This is a genomic window from Amycolatopsis circi (assembly GCF_003385235.1).
Lineage (GTDB): Bacteria > Actinomycetota > Actinomycetes > Mycobacteriales > Pseudonocardiaceae > Amycolatopsis > Amycolatopsis circi.
Window position 1 is genome coordinate 1 of record NZ_PQIA01000058.1, and the last position, 21,218, is coordinate 21,218.

Annotated in this window: 24 protein-coding genes; 19 read left to right on the plus strand and 5 right to left on the minus strand. The window is 68.1% G+C overall.

Features of this window, described 5'->3' with window-relative positions; genetic code table 11:
• The first annotated feature begins 218 nt into the window (after positions 1-218).
• From D0D37_RS46795 to D0D37_RS23820, 15 genes are all read left to right on the plus strand, one after another.
• Positions 219-500 (plus strand): PucR family transcriptional regulator, encoded by a 282-nt coding sequence (locus D0D37_RS46795; RefSeq protein ID WP_162834436.1) that lies wholly within the window; start codon positions 219-221, stop codon positions 498-500.
• A 474-nt stretch (positions 501-974) separates the two neighbouring features.
• Positions 975-1,682, plus strand: a complete 708-nt coding sequence (locus D0D37_RS23755) for an acetoacetate decarboxylase family protein (protein WP_116202776.1) — start codon at positions 975-977, stop codon at positions 1,680-1,682.
• Positions 1,683-1,703: 21 nt separating this feature from the next.
• Entirely contained in the window at positions 1,704-3,200 is a 1,497-nt protein-coding gene (locus tag D0D37_RS23760) for a YHS domain-containing protein (protein ID WP_116202777.1), read from the plus strand.
• Between the two features lie 11 nt (positions 3,201-3,211).
• Positions 3,212-3,466, plus strand: a complete 255-nt coding sequence (locus D0D37_RS23765; protein WP_116202778.1) for a toluene-4-monooxygenase system B family protein — start codon at positions 3,212-3,214, stop codon at positions 3,464-3,466.
• A 9-nt stretch (positions 3,467-3,475) separates the two neighbouring features.
• Positions 3,476-3,799, plus strand: coding sequence for an MmoB/DmpM family protein (locus D0D37_RS23770; protein ID WP_116202779.1), 324 nt, complete (start codon positions 3,476-3,478; stop codon positions 3,797-3,799).
• Entirely contained in the window at positions 3,796-4,782 is a 987-nt protein-coding gene (locus tag D0D37_RS23775; RefSeq protein WP_116202780.1) for a ferritin family protein, read from the plus strand. The genes D0D37_RS23770 and D0D37_RS23775 overlap by 4 nt, the downstream gene beginning before the upstream one ends.
• Before the next feature lie 7 nt (positions 4,783-4,789).
• Entirely contained in the window at positions 4,790-5,800 is a 1,011-nt protein-coding gene (locus tag D0D37_RS23780) for a 2Fe-2S iron-sulfur cluster-binding protein (RefSeq protein ID WP_116202781.1), read from the plus strand.
• 15 nt (positions 5,801-5,815) lie between these two features.
• Positions 5,816-6,151, plus strand: coding sequence for a monooxygenase system ferredoxin subunit (locus tag D0D37_RS23785; protein WP_116202782.1), 336 nt, complete (start codon positions 5,816-5,818; stop codon positions 6,149-6,151).
• 43 nt (positions 6,152-6,194) lie between these two features.
• Entirely contained in the window at positions 6,195-6,917 is a 723-nt protein-coding gene (pxpA, locus tag D0D37_RS23790; RefSeq protein WP_116202783.1) for a 5-oxoprolinase subunit PxpA, read from the plus strand.
• 42 nt (positions 6,918-6,959) lie between these two features.
• A complete protein-coding gene (locus D0D37_RS23795) occupies positions 6,960-7,208 on the plus strand; it encodes an acetyl-CoA carboxylase (RefSeq protein WP_116202825.1) in 249 nt (82 codons plus the stop codon).
• On the plus strand, positions 7,205-8,563 hold the full coding sequence (locus tag D0D37_RS23800) for an acetyl-CoA carboxylase biotin carboxylase subunit (RefSeq protein ID WP_116202784.1): 1,359 nt from the start codon (positions 7,205-7,207) through the stop codon (positions 8,561-8,563). The genes D0D37_RS23795 and D0D37_RS23800 overlap by 4 nt, the downstream gene beginning before the upstream one ends.
• Positions 8,560-9,450, plus strand: a complete 891-nt coding sequence (locus tag D0D37_RS23805; RefSeq protein WP_116202785.1) for a 5-oxoprolinase subunit B family protein — start codon at positions 8,560-8,562, stop codon at positions 9,448-9,450. The genes D0D37_RS23800 and D0D37_RS23805 overlap by 4 nt, the downstream gene beginning before the upstream one ends.
• Positions 9,440-10,405 carry a 5-oxoprolinase subunit C family protein gene (locus D0D37_RS23810; RefSeq protein ID WP_116202786.1) on the plus strand — a complete coding sequence of 322 codons (966 nt, stop codon included), beginning with the start codon at positions 9,440-9,442 and terminating at the stop codon, positions 10,403-10,405. The genes D0D37_RS23805 and D0D37_RS23810 overlap by 11 nt, the downstream gene beginning before the upstream one ends.
• A gap of 12 nt (positions 10,406-10,417) precedes the next feature.
• Positions 10,418-10,603 (plus strand): tautomerase family protein, encoded by a 186-nt coding sequence (locus tag D0D37_RS23815; protein ID WP_116202787.1) that lies wholly within the window; start codon positions 10,418-10,420, stop codon positions 10,601-10,603.
• Complete coding sequence (locus D0D37_RS23820; RefSeq protein ID WP_208720110.1) at positions 10,603-10,992, plus strand: SRPBCC family protein; 390 nt, start codon at positions 10,603-10,605, stop codon at positions 10,990-10,992. Before D0D37_RS23815 ends, D0D37_RS23820 begins: the two co-directional genes overlap by 1 nt.
• A 48-nt stretch (positions 10,993-11,040) precedes the next feature.
• On the opposite strand, the gene D0D37_RS23825 is transcribed toward D0D37_RS23820, so the two are convergent.
• Positions 11,041-11,904 carry an MBL fold metallo-hydrolase gene (locus D0D37_RS23825; RefSeq protein ID WP_116202788.1) on the minus strand — a complete coding sequence of 288 codons (864 nt, stop codon included), beginning with the start codon at positions 11,902-11,904 and terminating at the stop codon, positions 11,041-11,043.
• A 91-nt stretch (positions 11,905-11,995) separates the two neighbouring features.
• Between D0D37_RS23825 and D0D37_RS23830 the strand changes: the two genes are divergently transcribed.
• Genes D0D37_RS23830 through D0D37_RS23840 form a run of 3 tightly spaced genes read left to right on the plus strand, consistent with a single transcriptional unit; the run spans position 11,996 to position 14,053 of the window.
• Positions 11,996-12,196: a hypothetical protein gene (locus tag D0D37_RS23830; protein ID WP_116202789.1), complete on the plus strand. Its 201-nt coding sequence runs from the start codon at positions 11,996-11,998 to the stop codon at positions 12,194-12,196.
• A complete protein-coding gene (locus tag D0D37_RS23835; RefSeq protein ID WP_116202790.1) occupies positions 12,183-13,502 on the plus strand; it encodes an amidase in 1,320 nt (439 codons plus the stop codon). The genes D0D37_RS23830 and D0D37_RS23835 overlap by 14 nt, the downstream gene beginning before the upstream one ends.
• Positions 13,499-14,053: a TetR/AcrR family transcriptional regulator gene (locus tag D0D37_RS23840; RefSeq protein ID WP_116202791.1), complete on the plus strand. Its 555-nt coding sequence runs from the start codon at positions 13,499-13,501 to the stop codon at positions 14,051-14,053. Before D0D37_RS23835 ends, D0D37_RS23840 begins: the two co-directional genes overlap by 4 nt.
• Here the strand turns inward: D0D37_RS23840 and D0D37_RS23845 are convergent.
• The 4 genes from D0D37_RS23845 to D0D37_RS23860 all read right to left on the minus strand — a co-directional run bounded on the left by D0D37_RS23845 (position 14,050) and on the right by D0D37_RS23860 (position 20,009).
• A complete protein-coding gene (locus D0D37_RS23845) occupies positions 14,050-15,240 on the minus strand; it encodes a GNAT family N-acetyltransferase (RefSeq protein ID WP_116202792.1) in 1,191 nt (396 codons plus the stop codon). The genes D0D37_RS23840 and D0D37_RS23845 overlap by 4 nt on opposite strands.
• Before the next feature lie 71 nt (positions 15,241-15,311).
• On the minus strand, positions 15,312-16,136 hold the full coding sequence (gene xdhC / locus D0D37_RS23850) for a xanthine dehydrogenase accessory protein XdhC (RefSeq protein WP_116202793.1): 825 nt from the start codon (positions 16,134-16,136) through the stop codon (positions 15,312-15,314).
• Positions 16,133-18,502, minus strand: a complete 2,370-nt coding sequence (gene xdhB / locus D0D37_RS23855; RefSeq protein WP_116202794.1) for a xanthine dehydrogenase molybdopterin binding subunit — start codon at positions 18,500-18,502, stop codon at positions 16,133-16,135. Before xdhB ends, xdhC begins: the two co-directional genes overlap by 4 nt.
• 82 nt (positions 18,503-18,584) lie before the next feature.
• On the minus strand, positions 18,585-20,009 hold the full coding sequence (locus D0D37_RS23860; protein ID WP_116202795.1) for a xanthine dehydrogenase small subunit: 1,425 nt from the start codon (positions 20,007-20,009) through the stop codon (positions 18,585-18,587).
• 426 nt (positions 20,010-20,435) lie between these two features.
• Between D0D37_RS23860 and D0D37_RS23865 the strand changes: the two genes are divergently transcribed.
• Positions 20,436-21,173 carry a hypothetical protein gene (locus tag D0D37_RS23865; protein ID WP_116202796.1) on the plus strand — a complete coding sequence of 246 codons (738 nt, stop codon included), beginning with the start codon at positions 20,436-20,438 and terminating at the stop codon, positions 21,171-21,173.
• Positions 21,174-21,218: the final 45 nt, after the last annotated feature.

Here is a 21,218-nt window from a genome sequence, read left to right on the forward strand (position 1 = left end):
GGGGGAGGGTGGGAGTGTTAATGCGGCCTGCGGAGGGGGATACGCGGACGTTGGAAGCTTTGTTGCGGCGGATTCCGTTGGCTCGGGGGGCGGTTAGTGATCCGACATCGCCGGGGGAGTTGGCTGGTGCCTGGGAGCAGGTGCGGTCGGTTTTCACCAGTTCGCGCGGGGATGCTGGGGTGCTGACTTGTGCTGGGGATGTGGCTACTAGCGGGTTGATGCGGTTTCTCGACAATGACGAGGTTCGGGGGTGGGCTCGGGCTTTGCTGGAGCCGGTTACGGACAAGACCGGGGCGGCGAAGATCGATTTGCGGCATACGTTGCGGACGTTTTTGGCGCATAACGGGCAGTCGGATGCTTCGGCTACGGCGTTGGGGATTCATCGGCATACGTTGCGGTATCGGATGGGGAAGGTGGCGGAGGCGTTGGGGAGGGAGGTCGATGATCCGGCTGTTCGGGCGGAGTTGTGGATCGCTTTGCAGTTGGATGATCAGTTGTGAGTTCTCGGGCTGCTCGTCGCCTGGCGGCGACATTGCGCCCGGGCGCGCGTGGGGCACCCCGAAGCTGATTGTGATGACGGACGGCGGGTGCTTGTCAAGGCGGGAAAGATGCCTTGACAAGCACCCGCCGTCCGCATTTTGGCTTCGTATCGGGGTGCGGGGGTGGTGTGGGTGCCTCGTGCGTTGGGTGCGTCGGTGCGGTTTTAGGGACGTGAGGGGAACCCTGAGGGACTCAGAGTCCCTCAGGGTTCCCCTCACGTCCCTGCGGTGCTTGACGGATTCAGAAGCTATCGGCGGTGATCGTTGTGCGGGTCGCTGACCTGCACTGATGTCCGCCGGTGCTCCGGTTTGGCATCCCGGGCTCAGTCGTTGTCCAACTTGCGCACTATCCGGTCGCGAGTGCGTCGCGCAGTCTTTGGGCACCGCTTCAGGGCCGGAGCGGGGGAAGTTCAACGGTGAACTGGAGGTGCCCCTATGGGCACGTCGCTGCATCCGCCGCAGCTGGTGACCGGGTCGCGGACCCTCTACCTCGTGTGGGTGCCTGAGGATCCCGACGCCGTCGCGGAGCTGGTTCCGGCTGGGCTCACGTCGGCTGCCGATCGATCGTGCTACATCAACCAGTACGTGGTCGAGGGGGACGCTCAGACGTCGGCCAGCGACGGGGACGACGCGTTCGGTGCTTACTCCCTGACGTATCTCGGCGTGAATCTGTCCGGGTTGGACACCGAAGCGGGAGTTCCGGGGCGGTGGTGGACCGATTACCACAACAGTTCCGAGCCGATGATCCGTTACGCCCGGGAGCACGGTGTTCCGGCTGGCGCGCCGGGGGAGACGACGCTCGATCTCGACGGGGATCGGCTGGTCGCCACTACTTCCGTTGAAGGGCGGCCCATTATTCGCACTACCGCGCGTCTTACGATCGGCACGCCGCAGCGGGTTACCGGGCAGTTGCGGTACATCACGAGTCGCGGTGGTGAATTCGTCAGCGGGCGGTACGCCTACGTCGCTGACATCGCCGAGGAATTCGCGGTCGAATCCTTCGAGTTTCTCGACAAAGAGCACCCCACCTACCGGTTGCGGCCTGCCCAACCCTTGCAGGTGACGTTCGGGTTCTACGCCCCCGCCATGTCCTTCGTCTACCCCGGCGGCGAAGGGCCGCTGGGTTCCGAGCACGGCAGCTAAGAAACCACAAGGAGCACCCGCATGGCTCTGCTGGACCGAGCACAGTGGTACGACATCGCCCGCGACACTCAATGGACTCCGCGCTACGTTACCGAAGAGGAGTTGTTCCCGCCGGAGTTGTCCGGCGGCGAGGGGTTGCCCGACGAGGTGTGGGCGACCTATGACGAGCCGTACAAGGTGAGTTATCGCGAATACGTCGACATTCAGCGGCAGAAGGACGCCGGGGCGTATTCGGTCAAGGCCGCGCTGGAGCGCGCGGATTTGTACAATAAAGCCGACCCGGGCTGGATTTCCATTCTCAAGGAGCACTACGCCGCGGTCGCGCTGGTCGAGTACGGCGCGTCGTTCCAGGAGTCCCGCTTCGTTCGCTGGTCGAAGGCTCCCGGCATGCGCAACATGGCGACCTTCGGGATGCTGGACGAGATCCGGCACGGCCAGATCCAGCTGTACTTCCCGCACGAGTACGTGAACAAGGACCGCCAGTTCGAGTGGTCGCACGCGGCGATGTTCACCGACAACTGGGTCACCCTCGGCGCGAGGCACTTCTTCGACGACGTGATGATGACCCGCGACGCCGTATCCACCTCGATTTTCGCGAACTTCTCCTTCGAGACCGGCTTCACGAATCTGCAGTTCATCGGCCTTTCCGGCGACGCCGCGAAGGCCGGAGACTTCACGTTCTCGAAGCTGATCCAGAGCATCCAGTCCGACGAGGCCCGGCACGCGCAGCTCGGCACGCCGCTGCTGCAGATGCTGATCGAGAACGGCCAGAAGGACGTGGCGCAGAAGAAGATCGACATCGCGTTCTGGCGCTCGTACCGGCTGTTCACCATTCTGTCCGGAATTCCGATGGACTACTACGTCCCGCTGGACGTGCGCGAGGCGTCCTTCAAGGAGTTCATGGAGGAGTGGATCGTCACCCAGTTCATGCGCTCGCTGGAGGACCTGGGGCTCTCCAAGCCGTGGTACTGGGACATTTTCCTGCGCGACATCTCCGAGCACCACCACGGCCAGCATCTCGGCACCTACTCGTGGCGGCCGACGCTGTGGTGGGACCCGGCGGCAGGCGTCAGCCCGGAGGAACGCGACTGGCTGGAGGAGAAGTACCCGGGCTGGAACGGCACCTTCGGCAAGGTGTGGGACGTCATGATCGACAACTTCGCCCACGACCGTCCGGAAAAGACGGTGCCGGGCACGCTGCCGATCATCTGCAACGTCTCGCAGCTGCCGATCGTCGGCACGCCTTCCCAGACGCTGCGCGACATCTCGCTGGTCCACGAAGGACGGCGCTACCACTTCGCGTCCGAAGTGGACAAGTGGATCTTCGAGGACGACCCGGAACGCTACCGGCACCACAAGAACCTGGTCGACCGGTTCCTCGGCGGCGAGATCCAGCCCGCGGACCTCGGCGGCGTCCTGGAGTACATGGGCCTCGGCTCGGTCGGGCCCGGCGGCGAGGACGCGCACGGCTTCGCCTGGGTCGACACCTACCGCAAGCAGCTCGTCAAGGCCGGCTGAAAGGAACGCTGATGGCCACCATTCCGCTCGCCGTGCACTTCGACGGCGACTTCGTGCTCAAGCTGCTCCCCGCGGACAGCGAGCACACGATGGACGAACTTGCCGCCGCGGCGGCCGAGAACTCGGTCGGCATCCACGTGCCCGACCAGCCCGGCCGGACGCTGCGAGTGCGCCGCCAGGGCGACGCGCAGCCGTTCGAGCGCGCCAGCACCGTCGCGGCGGCCGGTCTCGAGCCGACCGAATGCGTCGAAGTCTATTTCGAGTGAGGAGGACCGATGAGCACCGCTGAACCTATTGCCGACCCGGTCGGCCCGGTCCTCCAGGTCGGCGAGGTGGCGCGCGCCGTCGCCGACGCCGCCGTGACCGACAATCCCGGTTGCCGGGTCGACATCCGCGACCGCGGCTCGTACGTGCGGGTCGAGGTCGAGGGCGGCGAATGCGTTCTCCGCCGCGAGACCATCGCCGAGGAACTCGGCCGCCCGTTCAAGATGTCCGAGCTGGAGCTGATCATGCCCTCGTTCGTCGGGCGGATCGAGACCGGCGGCGACGTCTTCCGCTTCTACCTGGGCACCGCAGCCCGCAAGGAGGCCAGCTCGTGAGCACCCCGCTCAAGCCGCTCAAGACCTGGGGGCACCTCGCCGCCCGCCGGCGCAAGCCGAGCGAGTACGAGATCGTCTCCACCAACCTGCTCTGGCACACCCGCGACCCCGAGCAGCCGTGGGACGTCGGGCACACCGGCTTCATGGCGGACTTCTACCGCCGCTACCGCAACCAGAGCCCGATCACGCACCCGGACTGGAACGCTTTCCGCGACCCGGACGAGCTGGTGTACCGCACGTACAACATCCTCCAGGACGGCCAAGAGTCCTATGTGGACGGGCTGCTCGACCAGCACGACGCCGAGGGCCACGACCGGGGCCTCTCCCCGGAGTGGGTCGCGATGCTGGCGCAGCTGTACACGCCGAGCCGGTACCTGCTGCACACCATTCAGATGGCCAGCGCGTACCTCGTGCACATGGCCCCGGCCAGCACGATCGCCAACTGCGCGGCGTTCCAGGCCGCGGACTCGCTGCGCTGGCTGTCCAATGTGGCCTACCGCACCGCGGAGCTGCGCCAGGCGCATCCGACCGCCGGGTTCGGCGAACGCGAACGCGAGCTGTGGGAGGAACTGCCTGCCTGGCAAGGCTTCCGCGAGCTGATGGAACGCCAGCTGACCACGTTCGACTGGGCTGAGGCGTTCGTCGCGCTCAACGTCGTGGCCAAGCCGGCGTACGACGAGATCGTGCTGCGTCAGCTCGGCGTCAGCGCCAGGCGACACGGCGACGTGCTGCATGCGCTGCTGGCCGAATCGGCGTTGCGGGACAGCGAGCGTTCGCGGCGCTGGACCGAAGCGCTGGTCACCCAGATGTCCGAAGTGGACTCGAACGTCACGCAGCTGCGCGAGTGGGTCGCGAAATGGCAGCCGCTCGCCGTCGCCGCGATCGAGGCGTACGGCGCGGAGGTCGCGGAAAACGCCGAAGCGGCGGAGAACGCGATCGGCGCGGTCCGGGCGTTCCAGCGGCAGCTCGGCATCGGAGGCTGAACCGGCCATGACGACCGAACACCAAGTCCTCCTGCGGGGGACCGGCGTTCGCTTTCCTTGCGCGGAGGGCGACACGCTGCTGCGTGCCGCCCTCCGCTCGGGGGTCGGTCTCAGCTACGAGTGCAACAGCGGAGCCTGCGGAAGCTGCCGGTACGAGCTGCTGGAAGGCGACGTCCGCACGCGCTGGGCGGACGCACCCGGACTCAGCGCCCGCGACCGGCGCAAGGGGCGGCGGCTGGCGTGTCAGAGCGAACCGGCCAGCGACTGCGTGGTCGACCTGAGTTCAGTCCAGGAACCCGCACCGCACCGGCCGATCCGGCAGCGCGCCCAGCTGCGCGAGGTGCACCGGCTCACCCACGACATGGCCGAATTCGTGTTCACCGCGGAAAAGCACGCCGCGTTCAGCGCCGGACAGTACGCGATGCTCGGGTTCCCCAGCGGCATCGAACGCGCGTACTCGATGAGCAATCTCGGAAACTGCCAGCGGGAATGGAAATTCGTCGTCAAACGGTCGCCGGGCGGGAAAGCGACGTCGATCCTGTTCGACGGACTCGACCTCGGCGAGACGATCGAGCTGGACGGCCCGTACGGACAGGCGTATTACCGGGCTGGCGACGATCGCGACATTGTTTGTGTCGCAGGGGGTTCTGGGCTCGGCGCGATGGCGAGCGTCGTGCTCGGCGCGGCCGCGCAGGCCGACGCTGGTGAACGCACCGTCCATTTGTTCTGCGGCGGCAGGGCTCCGCGCGATTTGCACATTCCGGAAGCGATGGCGATGGCGCAACGCCGGTTGCGCGCACTCCATGTCCACACTGCAGTGTCCGAACCGGACACCGCGGATTCCGAATCGCACCAAGGATTTGTGCACGAGGCCGTGGTCGCGAAGCTGGGCGAGACGCTGACTGACTTCACCTACTACGCCGCCGGGCCGCCCGCGATGACCGACGCGCTCGCCCGCGCGCTGGTGCTGGACGGCGGGCTGGCCGCCGACCGGCTCCATTTCGACCGGTTCAGCTGAGAAAGGAGCTTCCGCATGGGTTACGTGCGGGTGTGCAGCCTCGACGACGTCTGGGAAGGCGACATGGAGTCGTTCGAGGTGGGGGACAAGGAAGTGCTGATCGCCCACCTCGACGGCGGCGACGTCGTCGCGACCCAGGCGATCTGCCCGCACCAGCAGGTCGAACTGGTCGAGGGCGAACTGGACAAGAAGACCCTCATGTGCAAAAGCCACCTGTGGACGTTCGACCTCACCACCTGCCAGGGCATCAACCCCGGCCACGCGCAGCTCGCGCGGTATCCGGTGCGGCTCGAGGGCGACGACGTCTACATCGACCCCGACGGGGACACCCCGAAGATCGCGCATTCCTGACGGATCTCCCGAAAGAACTCCTGAAAGACAAGGAAAAGCACTCATGGTTGCCATCAACTGCGACATGGGCGAGGCCTACAGCATCTACCGCTGCGGCGACGACGAGGGCATCATGCCCTACATCACGGTCGCGAACGTCGCCTGCGGTTTCCACGCCGCAGACCCGGTCGTCATGCGGCGGACCGTCGCGCTGGCGCACGAGCATTCGGTGAAAGTGGGCGCCCACCCGTCGTTCCCGGACCGCGACGGGTTCGGCAGGCGGGAGCTGAAGATGGAGTCGGAGGAACTCACCGCCGCGGTGGTGTACCAGGTCGGCGCGCTGACCGGCTTCCTGGCCGAGCACGGCATGCCGCTCAACCACATCAAACCGCACGGCGCGCTGTACGGCCTGGCGTCGCGGGACGAGACGGTCGCGCGGGCGATCGCCGAGGCGGCCGACGTCTTCGACGTGCCGCTGATGGGGATGGCCAACACCATGCACGAAAAGGTGTGGGGCAAGCGCGGCAAGGGCTTCATCGCCGAGTACTACACCGACCTCGACTACCGCGCGGACGGTTCGCTCATCATCACCCGCGAGCACGTCGCCTACGACCCGGCGATCGCCGCCGAACGGTCCGTGCGCGCGGTGACTGAGGGGCTCGCGACCTCTGTGGACGGTCAGGACATCCCGATGCGCGCGGATTGCATCTGCGTGCACTCCGACACTCCTGGCGCGGTGGATCTGGCGAAAAGCGTGCACGAAGCTCTCACGCCCTACCTGACCTGATTGTTCAACTGTTCCTGCCGAACCGAGCGCGAGGTGACGCTGATGTCCCGTCTCGAAGTGGTTTCGCCCATTCCCGGGGTCTTCTACCGCAGGCCCGATCCGGACAGCCCGGATTTCGTGAAGCCCGGCCAGAAGGTCGGCGCGGACGACACGGTCGGGCTGGTCGAGGTGATGAAGTCCTTCTACCCGGTGCCCGCGGGCGCGGCCGGGACCGTCGTGGAGTTCTCCGCCGACGCCGAGGCGGTCGTCGACGCCGGTCAGCCGCTCCTGGTGCTCGAGGTGGACGCATGAAACGGTTGCTGATCGCCAATCGCGGCGAAATCGCGGTCCGGATCATCCGCGCGGCCAACGACCTCGGGATCGAGACGGTCGCGGTCGTCAGCGAGGCGGACCGGAGCGCCGCGCACGCGCTGCTCGCCGACCAGGTCGTCCCGATCGGCCCGGCCCCGGCGACGAAGAGCTATCTGGTGGCCGACGCGATTCTCGCCGCGGCAAAGGAATCCGGTGCGGACGCGGTGCATCCGGGCTACGGGTTCCTGTCCGAGCGCGCGTCATTCGCCGCGGCGGTGGCGGATGCGGGACTGACGTTCGTCGGCCCGGAGGCCTCGGTCATCGAGCAGATGGGGGACAAGGTCCGCGCTCGGCAGGTCGCGCAGGCGGCCGGGGTGCCGACGGTGCCCGGGACACCCGGCGGAGTGCCCGATGTGGCCGAAGCGGTCGCGGCGGCGGGCGAGATCGGGTATCCGATCATGCTCAAGGCCGCGGCCGGCGGCGGCGGCCGGGGGATTCGGGTGGTCGCGAACGAGGCCGAGTTGAAGGTCGCGTTCCCGCAGGCGTCCGGCGAGGCGGCGAGCGCTTTCGGCGACGGGCAGATGTACCTGGAGCGATTCGTGCGGGCCGCGCGGCACGTCGAGGTGCAGGTGCTCGGCGACGGTTCCGAGACGGTGCACGTCTTCGAGCGCGAGTGTTCGCTGCAGCGACGGCGGCAGAAGGTGGTCGAGGAAGCTCCGTCGCCGGGCATCGACGAGCGGATCCGGACCGAGATGACGTCCGCGGCGGTGCGGCTGTGCAAGGAGGTCGGCTACCGCAGCGCGGGCACCTGCGAGTTTCTCGTGGACGACGAGACCGGCGAGTTCTTCTTCATCGAGATGAACACCCGGATCCAGGTCGAGCACCCGGTCACCGAACTGATCACCGGGATCGACCTGGTCGCCGAGCAGTTGCGGATCGCGGCCGGGGAACCGTTGCGGTTCAAGCAATCGGACGTGACCAAGCGTGGGCACGCCGTCGAATTCCGGGTGTGCGCCGAGGATCCGGAGCGCAATTTCCTTCCTGGTCCCGGAAAAATCGGCGACGTGCGCTTGCCGGGCGGGCCGTGGGTCCGTACCGACACGTGGCTCGCGCCGGGCAGCCAGGTGCCGCCGTTCTACGATTCCTTGGTGGCCAAGGTGGTCGTGTGGGGCGACGACCGGCCGACCGCGTTGCGCCGGGCGAAGCGGGCACTGTCCGAATTGGTCGTCGAAGGCGTTCCCACCACCACGACGCTGCTGATCGAACTCCTCGGGCAGCAATGGTTCGCCGACGGCGCGTTCACCACCGGGACGCTCGAAGAGTGGCTCACCCAGCGAGCGGAGGCGGGCGCATGAGCGGCGCGACGCCCGCCCGGTACAGCTGGGGCGGCGACGAGCACATTTTCGTCGAGCTGGCCGAGGAAATGAGCCTGCAGGCCAACTTCCGCGCGATGGCGATCACCACGTCGCTGCGCGAGAACCGGCCGGACGGCGTCGTGGAGATCTGCCCGGCGAACGCGTCCTACCAGGTCCGCTACGACCCGGACGTGATCGAACCGCGCACCTTGATGGCGCACCTGCGCGACATCGAAGAGAAGGTCGGCGACGCGGCGGATTTCAGCCTCGCCACCCGCGTGGTCGAGATTCCGGTGCTGTATCAGGATCCCTGGACTACCGAAACGCTGATGCGATTCCGCGACCGGCATCAAGACCCGGACGCCACCGACATCGAGTACGCCGCGCGGATCAACGGATTCGCCGGGGCGGAGGAGTTCATCGCGGCACACAGCGGGGCGCCGTGGTTCGTCTCGATGGTCGGGTTCGTCGCCGGGCTGCCGTTCATGTACCAGATGGTGCCCCGGGAACGGCAGATCGTCGTGCCGAAATACCTGCGCCCGCGTACGGACACTCCTAAGCAGACAGTCGGGTACGGCGGCTGTTTCAGCTGCATCTACTCGGTTCGCGGGGCAGGCGGGTACCAGATGTTCGGCATCACGCCCGCGCCGATTTACGATCCGGCGCAGGAACTTCCGGACTTCGACGATTTCATGGTGTTCTTCCGGCCCGGCGACATCGTGCGGTTCAGGCCGATCGACCGGGAGACCTACGACGAGTACGTCAAGGAGGTCGAGGCCGGAACGTTCCGGATCCGCTCGCGCCCGGTCGACTTCGGGCTGCGCGAGTACCTCGACGACCCGGACGGCTTCACCGCGGGACTGATGGAGGTGCTCCGTGCCGATTGAGGTCCGCCAGCCCGGACTGGCCACGACGATCCAGGACGCCGGCCGCAACGGCTACTACGACGTCGGCATCCCGCCCTCCGGCGCGCTCGACCAGTACTCATACTCGGTCGCGAACCGCCTGGTGGGCAACGATCCCGGCGAAGCCGCACTTGAGTGTGTCTATTTGGGACCGGAGCTGCACTTCACCGAGGACACGGTCATCGCGATCACCGGTGCCGAGCTTCCGCCGAAACTCAACGGCGAGGAACGGCCGTTGTGGGAAGCGTTCGCGGTGAAAGCGGGCGATGTCCTCACCTTCGGGTTCTGCAAACGCGGCGCTCGCGCATACCTCGCGGTGAGCGGCGGCATTGATGTCCCCTTGGTACTGGGCAGCCGATCCACTTACGGGCTGGGAAAACTCGGCGGGATCACCGGTGCGCCGCTCGTCGCCGGAGATGTCATTCCGGTGGGCACCGGCGCTGGCGTTCCCGGGCGTTCGCTGCCGGAATCTTTGCGTCCGGCTTTGTCGAAGGAAATCGAAGTCCGCGTCGTGATGGGTCTTTACGACCACGTGCTCACCGACGCGGGCCGGGCGACGTTCCTGGACACCGACTGGACGCTCACCCCGGTCGCCGACCGCGTCGGTTTCCGTTACCAGGGCGCACAATTGGAGACCAAACCGCGCACGCCGCCATTCGGTGCCGGACAGGACCCGTCGAATATCGTGGACGCGCCTTACCCGATCGGCTCGATCCAGGTGCCCGGCGGTGTGGAACCGATCATCCTGCACCGAGACGCGGTGTCCGGCGGCGGGTACATGATGGTGGGCACTGTCCTCAGCGGAGACTTGGACCTGGTGGCGCAGTCCGCTCCGAATACCAAAACCCGTTTCGTAGCGGTCGATCTGGACGAAGCCCTCTCCATCCGCCGCGATTACCGCGCCCGCACTCAGCAAGCCGCTGATTCCCTGAGCTGACAAGGAGTTCTCATGCCCCACGTTCAGATCGACTGGTTTCCCGGTCGCACGACCGAGCAGAAACGCGAGCTGGCCGAGGTGCTGACCCGCGAGATCTGCCGGATCGGCAAGTGCGCCCCGGAGTCGGTCGGCATCGTGTTCACCGACGTCGACACCGCGAACTGGGCGCGGGCGGGCAAGCTCTTCTCGGACAGCTGATGGCCACCCTTCGCTCCCACGTCCTGCTCGATGCTCCCGCCGACGCGGTGTGGCAGGTGATCGGCGACGTCGCGTCCGTCGCCGACTGGTTCCCGTTGATGAAGTCCTCCGCTGGCGATACGCAGCATCGCACCGTGGTCCTAGGGGATGGATCGGTCCTGGAAGAAGCTGTCGTCACTCACGATCCAGCCCGACGACGGCTGCAGTACCGGGTGACCGGCGGCGATCTTCCCATCACCGCTCACCTCGGCACCGTAGATGTCCTGGAAATCGATGCGGTCCGGTCGATCGTCGTGTACAGCACGGAAATCACCCCGGACTCGCTCGCCGACGCCTTCGACGCCGCCATCAGCGAGGCCGTCGCAGGCCTGCCCGCCCACCTGTCCTGAGGTCCGTGAAGGACTCCTTGAGGGAATCAGATTCCCTCAAGGAGTCCTTCACGGCCTTTCCGAGAGCCGGTAGCCGGAGCCATCGGAGACCAGGCGCCCGCCGGTGGGCGGGGCGAAATGCGTGCCCAGCACGAGAGCGCCCGAATCGGCTAGTTCGGCCAGGAGACGACGGCGGGTCTTCTCGGATTCCGCCGGGTCGATGTCCACCGACGCGCCGATCTCCGGGTGCGCGAACTGCACGGGATGGTGCACCGCGTCCCCGGTGATCAACGCGGTTTCGCCGGAGCTGGTCAGTTCGATCGAGACGTGTCCCGGGGTGTGGCCGGGCGTCGGCAGCAACCGCACGCCGGACACGACTTCCACGCCCTCGGCAGGGACGTCCACCAGGTCCAGGAGTCCCGCGCGCTCCACCGGCAGCACGGAATCCTCGAACATCTGCCGACGCGGTCCGTCCATCTCGTAACCCGCCCAGAACTCCCGTTCGGCGCGGGCGGTGACGTAGCGGGCGGAGGCGAACGTCGGCACCCATTCGCCGTCCTGCTCGCGGGTGTTCCAGCCGACGTGGTCGGTGTGCAGGTGGGTGAGCAGCACCAGATCGACCTCGTCCGGCGCGAACCCGGCGGCGGTCAGCGCGTCCAGGTATCCGGTGTCGAGGTCGTGCCACGCCGGGTTGGCGCGGGTCTTCCCGTTGCCGACGCCGGTGTCCACGAGGATCTTCATTCCGTCCTTCTCGAACGCGAAACTGTGGCTGTGCAAGCGAATCGCGCCGCCGTCGGCGAAGTCCGGACGCAACCAGCCCTCGCCCGAGACGACCTCAGCGGTCGCGCCGGGAAGCAGCCACGGCCCGTTTGCGGCAGGGAATTCGATCTCGTCGACCCGATGGACGGTGACCTCACCGACGGTCCAGGACATGAACAGTGCCTCCTTAACGCAACATGTTTGCTTTAAGCGACAGTAGCCGCTACTGTCGCTTAAAGCAAACGCTTAGCTTTTAGGAGACCTCGTGCCCGACCTGACCCCCGACGAGGCAGCGCATCTCGCCGCCCGAGCCGGATTGCCGTTGGAAGCCGCCAGACATACCAACGTCGCCGCCGTGGCCAACCACATCCACTCCGTGGTATCCGTCCTGCGCGACCTGGATTTCGGCGACACCGCCCCGGCTTCCACCTACCAAGCGGAGGAGGACGTCCGTGTCGCTGGCTGACCTCACCCTCGCCGAAGCCTTCGCCGCGATCCGGGACCGGCGCGTGTCGCCGGTCGAACTGGTCGAGGACGTCCTGACCCGCATCGACGAGGTAGAGCCCCGGCTGCACGCCTACGTCGCGGTGGACGCCGACCGGGCCCGCGCCGAAGCCGCAGAGCTTGGGCCGATCCGCGGCCCGCTGCACGGCATTCCCATGGGCTTGAAGGACCTGATCGACGTCGCCGGAACCGCGACCACCGCCAGTTCACAGGTCCGAGCCGGACATCGCGCGGAGCAAGACAGCACCGTCGCTGCCCAGCTCAAGGCCGCCGGAGCGGTCCTCCTCGGCAAAACCCACACGCACGAATTCGCCTACGGCCTCACGACTCCGCAGACGCACAACGCCCGCAACCCGTCCCGCGTGGCCGGTGGATCCAGCGGCGGTTCGGCAGTAGCCGTCGCCGCCGGTGCCGCGACGTTCGCCCTCGGCACCGACACCGGCGGCTCGATCCGGGTCCCCGCCGCGCTGAACGGAATCGTCGGCCTGAAACCGACTTACGGCCTCATCCCGCGGAACGGAGTGACGTCGCTGTCCTGGTCGCTGGACCACGTCGGCCCGCTCACCCGCACCGTCGAGGACGCCGCGCTGGTGCTGTCCGTCCTCATTGGACAACCAGTTCCGATCGGGCTTTCGGACCTGACCGGGCTGCGCGTCGGAGTCCCGAGCAACTACTACTTCGACCACCTCGACCCGGCGGTGGAAGCCGCAGTCCGCGAAGCCATCGACCACCTCGCCGAACTCGGGGCCGAACTGGTCGACGTCGAAATCCCGATGACCCGCTATCTCCAGGCGACGCACTGGGGCTTGATGGTCCCCGAGGCCACGGCGTACCACGAACGAAGCCTGCGCACCGTGCCCGACCAGTACGCCGCCGACGTCCGCGTCCTGCTCGAAGCTGGCGAACTGATGACCGCGGGCGACTACCTGCGCGCCCAACGCGCCCGAACCCTCATGCGTGAGGAATGGACGCGGCTGTTCGAGAAGATCGACGTCCTCGCCGCACCGACCGTCCCGATGACCGCAGTCCCGGCTGGACAGGAGACGGTCACCTGGTCCGACGGCACCGTCGAAGCAGTCTCGGACGCTTACGTGCGACTGTCGGCCCCCGCCAACATCACCGGCGCACCAGCCCTAACGCTCCCGATCGGCGAGGACCCCGACGGGATGCCGATCGGCCTGCAACTGCTCGCCCGACCGCACGGCGAGCCGGTGCTGCTGCGGACCGGCCACGCACTGGAACGGACGCGGCTTACTGTGTCACGGTGAGCCAGAAGCGGATGGTGCGTCCCGGCGGGCGCAGCGCACGAGTCCAGGAATCGGTGCACGCCGCCGTCCGCGACCTGATCGCCGAATCGGGCCGGGACGCGCTGACCGTGCCCCAGGTCGCCGCGCGGGCGGGCGTCACGCCGTCGACGATCTACCGGCGTTGGGGCGACCTGCAGGAACTCCTGTCCGACGTCGCGGTCGAGCGGCTGCGCCCGGAAGCGCCGCCGGAGGACCACGGTTCCCTCGCGGAGGACCTGGCGGCGTGGACCGAACTGTTCCTGGACGAGATGTCCTCGCCCGCGGGCCGGGCCTACATCCGCGACGCGCTCCTCGGCGATCCGGACGGAAGCAACGCCGGACAGTGCTCGGCGTACGCCGCTGACCAGGTGGAAGTCGTCCTGGCCAGGGCGGTCGCCCGGGGCGAAGCGGCACCGTCCGGCGAGACGGTGATGGACCGGGTGGTGGCGCCGATCATGTACCGGATCCTGTTCCGCCCGGACGGCCTCGACGCCGCCTACGCCCGCCGGTTGGCGGCTGAGGTGCTGGCTTAGAACCAGTGCACGCAGTGCGGCGCGCGATCGGACCGGAACAGCAGATCCGCCCGCCCAGCCGCCTCCCCGTGATGCGCCCGGACGTGCCCGGCCCGGACGAGCACGCTCGGCAGCGTCCCGCCGAGATAGATCGACCCCAGATCGCTCACGTCCATCGACAAGTCAGGCGCGAGGTCCGTCCGCACGCACTCGGCCTTCCCGTCCCGCACGGTCAGCTGGTACCGGCCGTCCTGCTCCAGGAACGAGTCGGTCACGTCGAGGACCAGCGAACCGTCCGTGAACCAGCCGCGCGCGGTCAGGGCGCGTGGGACGTCCAGCAGCCGCACCCACAGCCAGTCCGTCTCGGTCGGCTCGGCCGCGCGCAGGTCCGCCAGCTGCCAGCGCAGCGGGTTCCCCGGCGGGAGGTGCTTGAACTCGATCTTCTTGACCAGGTCGTGCCCGAGCAGGAACTGGGTGAGCGCGGTAAACCCCGCGTCGTCGACCGCGATGACCTCGTCGACCGTCAGCGTGGCGTCGGTGACCAGGTAACTCGCGTACCCGTTCGCGACGCCGTCCGCGTCCCGGTGCACGGCGAGGTAGCGCGGCTCCGGGCCGGTCGGCGGGTGTCCCGCGCCCAGCGCCCACCAGCGGTGCGGCCGCGACAACGCACCAGGCTGAGTGCGGCGGTACCGGTCGTAGATCTCCTCCAGAAGCTCCCCGCAGTCAACCCGCCGCTGCAGCTCAACGGAGCCGGTCTCGACGCCGGCCCCGCGCGGTGCGGCGAAATCGGTGCGGTGCCGCTCGACGGTCAGCCGCTCCGTGTAGGTCGCCGGTCCGTAGCCGAACCGCCGGTAGATCACCGCTTCGCTGCAGAGCAGGACGGACAGGAACTCGCCGCGGGCACGGACGTCGGCGAGCTGTTCCTGCATCATCGTGCGGAGCACGCCTTGCCGCCGGTGCGTCGGCAGCACGCCGACGGCGGTCACGCCAGCGGTCGGGGCGACCACGTCGCCCGGCAGCGTGAGATCGAAGGAGTACGCGCCGGTGGTGCCGACCGGCTTCCCGTCCGGCGCGAAGGCGACCAGGCTCCGTTCTCGCTCGTAAGCGCCCAGGACACCGCTGCCCGCCGACTCGGGCCAATACCGGCCGAACGCGGCTTGGACGGTGCTGAAGTAGAGGTCGTAGTCGTTGTCGTGCCGAATTTCCATCGCGGAGGCCCCCGGGAGCTGACGGTGTTTCAACCGTATCCCAGCCGCACTCCCGGGGGCAGGCAAGCGATTTACGCCCGAAGCGCGCCCGGCCGGACGCGCGCCTGGAACTTCTGCAGCAATGCCGCCGCGACGCTCACCGCGATCACCGCCGGTTCCTTGCCGGTCAGCTCCGGAAGCCCGATCGGCGTCGTGATCCGGGACAGCGCCGCCTCGTCGTGGCCGAGATCGGTCAGGCGCTTCCGGAACCGCGACCACTTCCCGGCGGACCCGATCAGCCCGATCGACCCGCAGGCACCGCTGCGCAAAGCGGCGTCGCACAGCGCGATGTCCTCGGCGTGGTCGTGCGTCATGATCAGCACGTGCGTGCCCGCGGGCAGCTCCGACAGCACCGTTTCCGGCAGCAGCGGGACCTGGTGGACGCGCACGCTCGCCACCGCGTCGTCGAGCACAGCCAGTCGTTCCGCAGTCAGCTGCGCCGGCCGGCTGTCGATCAGGTGCAGGGAAACCTCGTGCCGGGCGAGCACTCGCGCCAGCTCCAGGCCGACGTGCCCGACCCCGAAGACCGCCACCGCCGGACGCACCGGCAGCGGCTCGAACAACAGCGTCATCGTCCCTCCGCAGCACTGCACGCCGTGCTGGTAAGGAGCCTTGTCGGACAACGAAAGCGTTTGCAGCTCCGGCGCGGTCGCGTTGTCCCGCAACAGTTCCCGGGCCCGCTCGATCGCGACGGCCTCGGCGTTGCCGCCGCCGATCGTGCCGTGGGTTTCCGAAGAACCGACCACCATTTTCGCGCCGCCTTCGCGCGGGGTGTGCCCGCGCGAGGACGTCACCGTGACGAGCACGCCCGGCAGCCCCGCGTCCCGCAGGTGCTGCACCGCGCTGAGCCAGTTCATGGCTGGCCCACCAGGTCCGGTACCTGCGCCTCGACCACCGGAGCGGCCGTGACAGCGTGGTCGATCGCCCAGAACACGGCCTCCGGCGTCGCCGGGGAAGCGAGGTCGACGCTGTGTCCGGGCTCGCCGAAGGCGGCGACCGCCTGCCGCAACGCTTCCCGCACCGCGAAGGCCAGCATCAACGGCGGTTCGCCGACCGCCTTCGACCCGTAGACCGCGCCTTCTTCCGCGGCGTCGGTCAGCAGCGTGACGTTGAATTCCTCCGGCATCTCCGAGAAGCTCGGCAGCTTGTACGTGCTCGCCGCCTGCGTCGCGAGCCGTCCACGCGACGGCCGGTCGGATTCGTCCCAGCGCAGGTCTTCCAGCGTCAGCCAGCCCATGCCCTGCACGAAGCCGCCCTCGATCTGGCCGATGTCGATCAGCGGGGACAGGCTGTCGCCGACGTCGTGCACGATGTCGACCCGCCGCGTTCGGTACGCGCCGGTGAAGTCGTCCACCTCGACCTCGGCCAGCGCCGCGCCGTAGGCGAAGTACTTGAACGGCGTTCCGCTCATCGTTGCGGAATCCCAGCTCAGGCCCTCGGTCCGGTAATACCCGGCGGCCGACAGATGCACCCGGTCGAAGTAGGCAGCGTGCACGAGTTCGTCCCAGCCGATTTCCTCGCCGGACGGGGTGCGCGCGGCACCGCGGACGATCCGGACGTCGCTTTCCGGCACGCCGAGCTTGCCCGCCGCGACGGTCAGAAGCCGGTCGCGGATCTGCTCGCAGGCGTTCTTGACCGCGCCGCCGTTGAGGTCCGCGCCCGAACTCGCCGCGGTGGCCGAGGTGTTCGGCACCTTGTCCGTCCGGGTCGGGGCCAGCCGCACCTTCTCCGGCGGCACGCCCAGCGCGGTCGCGGCCACCTGCAGCATCTTCGTGTGCAGGCCCTGGCCCATTTCGGTGCCGCCGTGGTTGATCAGGACCGAGCCGTCCTTGTACACGTGCACCAGCGCGCCGGCCTGGTTGAACGCGGTGAGGTTGAAGGAAATCCCGAACTTCACCGGCGTGATCGCGAGGCCGCGCTTGGAGTGCGGATGCTTCGCGTTGTACGCGGCGATCTCGGCCTGCCGCTGCTCGGCGTCGCCCGAGTCGAGGAGCTGCCGCCAGATCCGGTGGATGCGTTCCGGGTGCCGCACCGGCATCCCGTACGGCGTGTCCTGGCCTTCGGAGTAGAAGTTGCGCCGCCTCAGCTCGATCGGGTCGATGCCGAGCAGCGGTGCGCAGCGCCCGAGGATGTCCTCGATCACCAGCATTCCCTGCGGGCCGCCGAATCCGCGGAAGGCGGTCTGCGACGTCTTGTTGGTCTTCGCGATCCGCCCCAGCGCGCGGACATGCGGGATCCAGTACGCGTTGTCGACGTGGCACAGCGCGCGGGCGAGAACCGGTTCGGACAGGTCGAGGCTCCAGCCGCCGTCCGCGGTCAGCACGACGTCCAGCGCCTGCAGTTTGCCGTCGGAGTCGAAGCCGACGCTCCATTCAGCGCGGAAACCGTGCCGTTTGCCGGTCATCGTCATGTCCTGGGTGCGGGTGAGCCGCAGCCGCACCGGGCGTCCGGTGAGCGTGGCGCCGAGCGCGGCGACCGCGGCGTACCCGTGCGGCTGCCATTCCTTGCCGCCGAAGCCGCCGCCCATCCGGAGGCTCTGCACGGTGACCTCGTGGCTGTGCTTGCCCAGCACGTGCGCCACGATGTCCTGCGTTTCCGACGGATGCTGCGTGCTGCTCTGGACGAAAATCTGATCGGACTCGTCCACGTGCGCCAGCGCGCATTGGGTTTCCAGGTAGAAGTGCTCCTGGCCGGCGAAGTCGAACTCGCCGCGGAAGACGTGCGCTGAACCGGCCATCGCCGGGTCGACGTCCCCGCGCGCCACCACTCGCGGCTCGCCCTGGAAACTGCCCGCGGCGATCGCCTCGCCGACTGTCACCAGCGACGGCAGCGCTTCGGTGTCCACCTCGACGGCCGCCGCGCCCAGCCGCGCCGCTTCCAGCGTTTCGCCGAGCACCCAGGCCACCGCGTGGCCGAAGAACATCACCTCGGACGGGAACAGCGGTTCGTCGTGATGCACGCCGGAATCGTTGACACCAGGGACATCCGCCGCCGTGAGGACCCGAACCACGCCGGGTACGGCTTCGGCCGCTTCGGTGCGGATGGCCAGCACCTTCGCGTGCGCCTCGTTTACCTGTACGGGGTATGCGTGCAGGACGTCTTTGGTGCGGGCGACGAGGTCGTCGGTGTACAGCGCGGTGCCCCGGACGTGCGCCGCGGCGGCTTCGTGCGGCCGGGCGATCCCGATGGACGGGCTTTCCGGACGTTCGGACAATGCACTCATGCCGTCGCCTCCTTGACGAGTTTCACGCTGGTCGCTGGGGAGGCGACGGCATGAATAGTGATGATTCGCTTGCAAGCTGCGCTCATGCTTGTGCCCCCTCAAGAGAGTCGGCGTGCAGTTTCAGCAGGCTGCGGCCCAAAGTCGCGGCGCGGTAGGCCGCACTCGCGCGATGGTCGTCCATCGGCGTGCCCTCGCCGCGCAGAATTTCCGCGGCGGCGCGGACGGTTTCCTCGTTCCAGGACTGTCCGACGAGCGCCGCTTCGGTGTCTTTAGCGCGAATCGGCGTCGCGGCGACCCCGCCGAGCCCGATCTGCGCGGTGCGCACGAGACCGTCTTCGATGTCGAGCGCGAACGCGACAGCGACGCTGGAAATGTCATCGAACCGCCGTTTGGCGACCTTGTGGAACGCCGTGGTTCCGGCTAGTGGCAAGGGAATCCGCACAGACCGGATCAGCTCGTCGGCCCGCCGGACGCTCTGCCGGTAACCGGTGAAGTACTCGTCGAGCGGCACTTCGCGGTCTCCGTCCACAGAGGACAGCACGACGCTAGCGCCGAGCGCGAGCAGCACCGGTGCGGAGTCGCCGATCGGCGACCCGGTGCCGAGGTTTCCGCCGAGCGTCGCGGCATTCCGGATCAGCCGCGACGCGAACTGCGGGATCAGCTGGCTCAGCAGCGGCACCCGGCCGTCGAGGCGGCGGTCCATCTCGGTGAGACTCAGCCCGGCCCCGATTTCGATCGTCTCCGCGCCGATGTCCAGCATCTGCAGCTCCGGCACCCGATCGATGGCGACGACGCAGTCCGCCCGGACGCCGCGGATGTTCACCTCGACGCCCCAGTCAGTCGACCCGGCCACGAAAGTCGCGTTAGGACGGTCGTGGCGCAGCTGCAGCGCTTCGGTCCAGGTGGCTGGTCGGAGGTAGTCCCGTCCTTCGTCATGCAGTTGTGTCGCAACGGGTTCCGGTGCCCCGCAAGTTCGCCGTTGTGCCAGCGGATCCTCGGCCGGGGGAGTGCCGAGCGCGTGTGCGGCGTCGCGGATCGGCCGGTATCCGGTGCAGCGGCAGAGGTTTCCGCTCAGCGCGTGGATGTCGAAGCCGTTCGGCGCGTGGTCGTCGCCGGTCGCGTCGCGGTCGCTGCGGTAGTACTCGGCGGCCATGCTGCAGACGAACCCGGGAGTGCAGTAGCCGCACTGGGATCCGCCGCGCACGGCCATTTCGTGCTGCACCGGGTGCAAGTCCTCAGTGGACCCGAGCCCCTCGGCGGTCCACACCTCCTGCCCGTCCAGCGAACCGACCGGGGCGAGGCACGCGTTGATCGCGACCAGATCCGTCGGCGATTCGACGCCGGGGCGCGCGACCAGGATCGCGCACGCTCCGCATTCGCCCTCGGCGCAGCCCTCCTTGCAGCTGGTCAGGCCCTGTCCGCGGAGCCAGTCCAGTGCCGTGGTGTGCACGGGAACGGCGCCGATCGCGGTGCGTTTCCCGTTGACGGTCACCTCGGGGTCGACCATCGGAGTTCCTCTCGTCTTTTCTCGGCTGGGGCCACGGCCGCCGACGCGCCGCATCGGCGCAGGTCAGGGGGACCGTGGGGAAGTTCGCGGCAACGGGACTCGGGACCCGTGCGCGTGCGCGACCGAGCGGGGGGAGACCGCTCAGGGGCGCGTTGGCCAGCCGTGCGCGACGCGCCCCTTGTTCCAGGCGGACTGGCGCGTGCGCTGACGGAGGTCGGCGAGCTGTCCGGAAGTCAGAAGCATCGCGCACCTCCTCGAGAGCGAACGGAACGAGCGGTGCAGGCACACCGCCGTCGACGAAGCGTAACGCCGGGTTCAGCGGGAGACAAGGGTCGACGTCGCCCGAAAGGAGACCCAGGACACACTTCCAAATACCCCTAGGGGGTATAAAGTTCGTCGCGTCACCAGCGAACGAAGGAGAAACCGATGAACGTCAACGGCACCGCGCTTTCGACCGGCGAAGTCCAGCTCGGCGTGGTGCACGCCCCCGCTCGGGCCGGGGAAGACGGCGAGCTTTCGTTCACCGTCGCCACCGCCGACGGACAGCCGATAACCAAATACGAGGAGGCACACGGCAAGCAGTTACACCTGATCGTGGTTCGCAACGACGGCGCGCACTTCCGACACCGCCATCCAGTGCTGGATCCGGAGAACGGCGTCTGGACGATCCCGTGGACTTGGGACGCGGCGGGCACGTACCGCGTCTTCACCGACCTCACCCCGGCGGGTGGCGAGAGCGTCACGCTGTCGCGGACCGTCGAGGTCGCCGGTGACTACCAGCCGCAGGCCTCGGAACCGGTCGCGAAGAGCGTGGTCGACGGCTACGAAGTGACCCTCGACGGCACGCTCGCAGCCGGCGCGGGAACGCTGCTGACTGCCCGCGTGACCCGCGACGGACAGCCGGTCACCGACCTGGAGCCGTACCTCGGTTCGTTCGGCCACCTGGTCGCGCTGCGTCAGGGCGACCTCGCCTACCTGCACATCCACGCGCTCGACGACGAGAAACCCGGGCCGGAGATCCGCTTCCACGCCGAGGCTCCGACGACCGGCCGGTACCTGCTGTACCTCGACTTCCAGGCCGAGGGCGTCGTCCGCGCCGCCGCCTTCGTCCTCGACGCCGGGCTCGCCGCGCCGGGCCGCCACGAACACCACGGCCACCACTGAGCGGCCGCCGGATGCCGTGCTGCCGTTCCCCTTGAAGAGAAAGCG

Coding starts and splice junctions, on each gene's coding strand:
- D0D37_RS23825 (WP_116202788.1), bottom strand. CDS start 11,904: ATGTCCTGGACCGTCGGTGAGGTCACCGTCCATCGGGTCGACGAGATC.
- D0D37_RS23805 (WP_116202785.1), top strand. CDS start 8,560: ATGAGCGGCGCGACGCCCGCCCGGTACAGCTGGGGCGGCGACGAGCAC.
- pxpA (WP_116202783.1), top strand. CDS start 6,195: ATGGTTGCCATCAACTGCGACATGGGCGAGGCCTACAGCATCTACCGC.
- D0D37_RS23800 (WP_116202784.1), top strand. CDS start 7,205: ATGAAACGGTTGCTGATCGCCAATCGCGGCGAAATCGCGGTCCGGATC.
- D0D37_RS23865 (WP_116202796.1), top strand. CDS start 20,436: ATGAACGTCAACGGCACCGCGCTTTCGACCGGCGAAGTCCAGCTCGGC.
- D0D37_RS23815 (WP_116202787.1), top strand. CDS start 10,418: ATGCCCCACGTTCAGATCGACTGGTTTCCCGGTCGCACGACCGAGCAG.
- xdhC (WP_116202793.1), bottom strand. CDS start 16,136: ATGAACTGGCTCAGCGCGGTGCAGCACCTGCGGGACGCGGGGCTGCCG.
- xdhB (WP_116202794.1), bottom strand. CDS start 18,502: ATGAGTGCATTGTCCGAACGTCCGGAAAGCCCGTCCATCGGGATCGCC.
- D0D37_RS23845 (WP_116202792.1), bottom strand. CDS start 15,240: ATGGAAATTCGGCACGACAACGACTACGACCTCTACTTCAGCACCGTC.
- D0D37_RS23765 (WP_116202778.1), top strand. CDS start 3,212: ATGGCCACCATTCCGCTCGCCGTGCACTTCGACGGCGACTTCGTGCTC.
- D0D37_RS23820 (WP_208720110.1), top strand. CDS start 10,603: ATGGCCACCCTTCGCTCCCACGTCCTGCTCGATGCTCCCGCCGACGCG.
- D0D37_RS46795 (WP_162834436.1), top strand. CDS start 219: ATGCGGTTTCTCGACAATGACGAGGTTCGGGGGTGGGCTCGGGCTTTG.
- D0D37_RS23795 (WP_116202825.1), top strand. CDS start 6,960: ATGTCCCGTCTCGAAGTGGTTTCGCCCATTCCCGGGGTCTTCTACCGC.
- D0D37_RS23780 (WP_116202781.1), top strand. CDS start 4,790: ATGACGACCGAACACCAAGTCCTCCTGCGGGGGACCGGCGTTCGCTTT.
- D0D37_RS23760 (WP_116202777.1), top strand. CDS start 1,704: ATGGCTCTGCTGGACCGAGCACAGTGGTACGACATCGCCCGCGACACT.
- D0D37_RS23860 (WP_116202795.1), bottom strand. CDS start 20,009: ATGGTCGACCCCGAGGTGACCGTCAACGGGAAACGCACCGCGATCGGC.
- D0D37_RS23785 (WP_116202782.1), top strand. CDS start 5,816: ATGGGTTACGTGCGGGTGTGCAGCCTCGACGACGTCTGGGAAGGCGAC.
- D0D37_RS23770 (WP_116202779.1), top strand. CDS start 3,476: ATGAGCACCGCTGAACCTATTGCCGACCCGGTCGGCCCGGTCCTCCAG.
- D0D37_RS23755 (WP_116202776.1), top strand. CDS start 975: ATGGGCACGTCGCTGCATCCGCCGCAGCTGGTGACCGGGTCGCGGACC.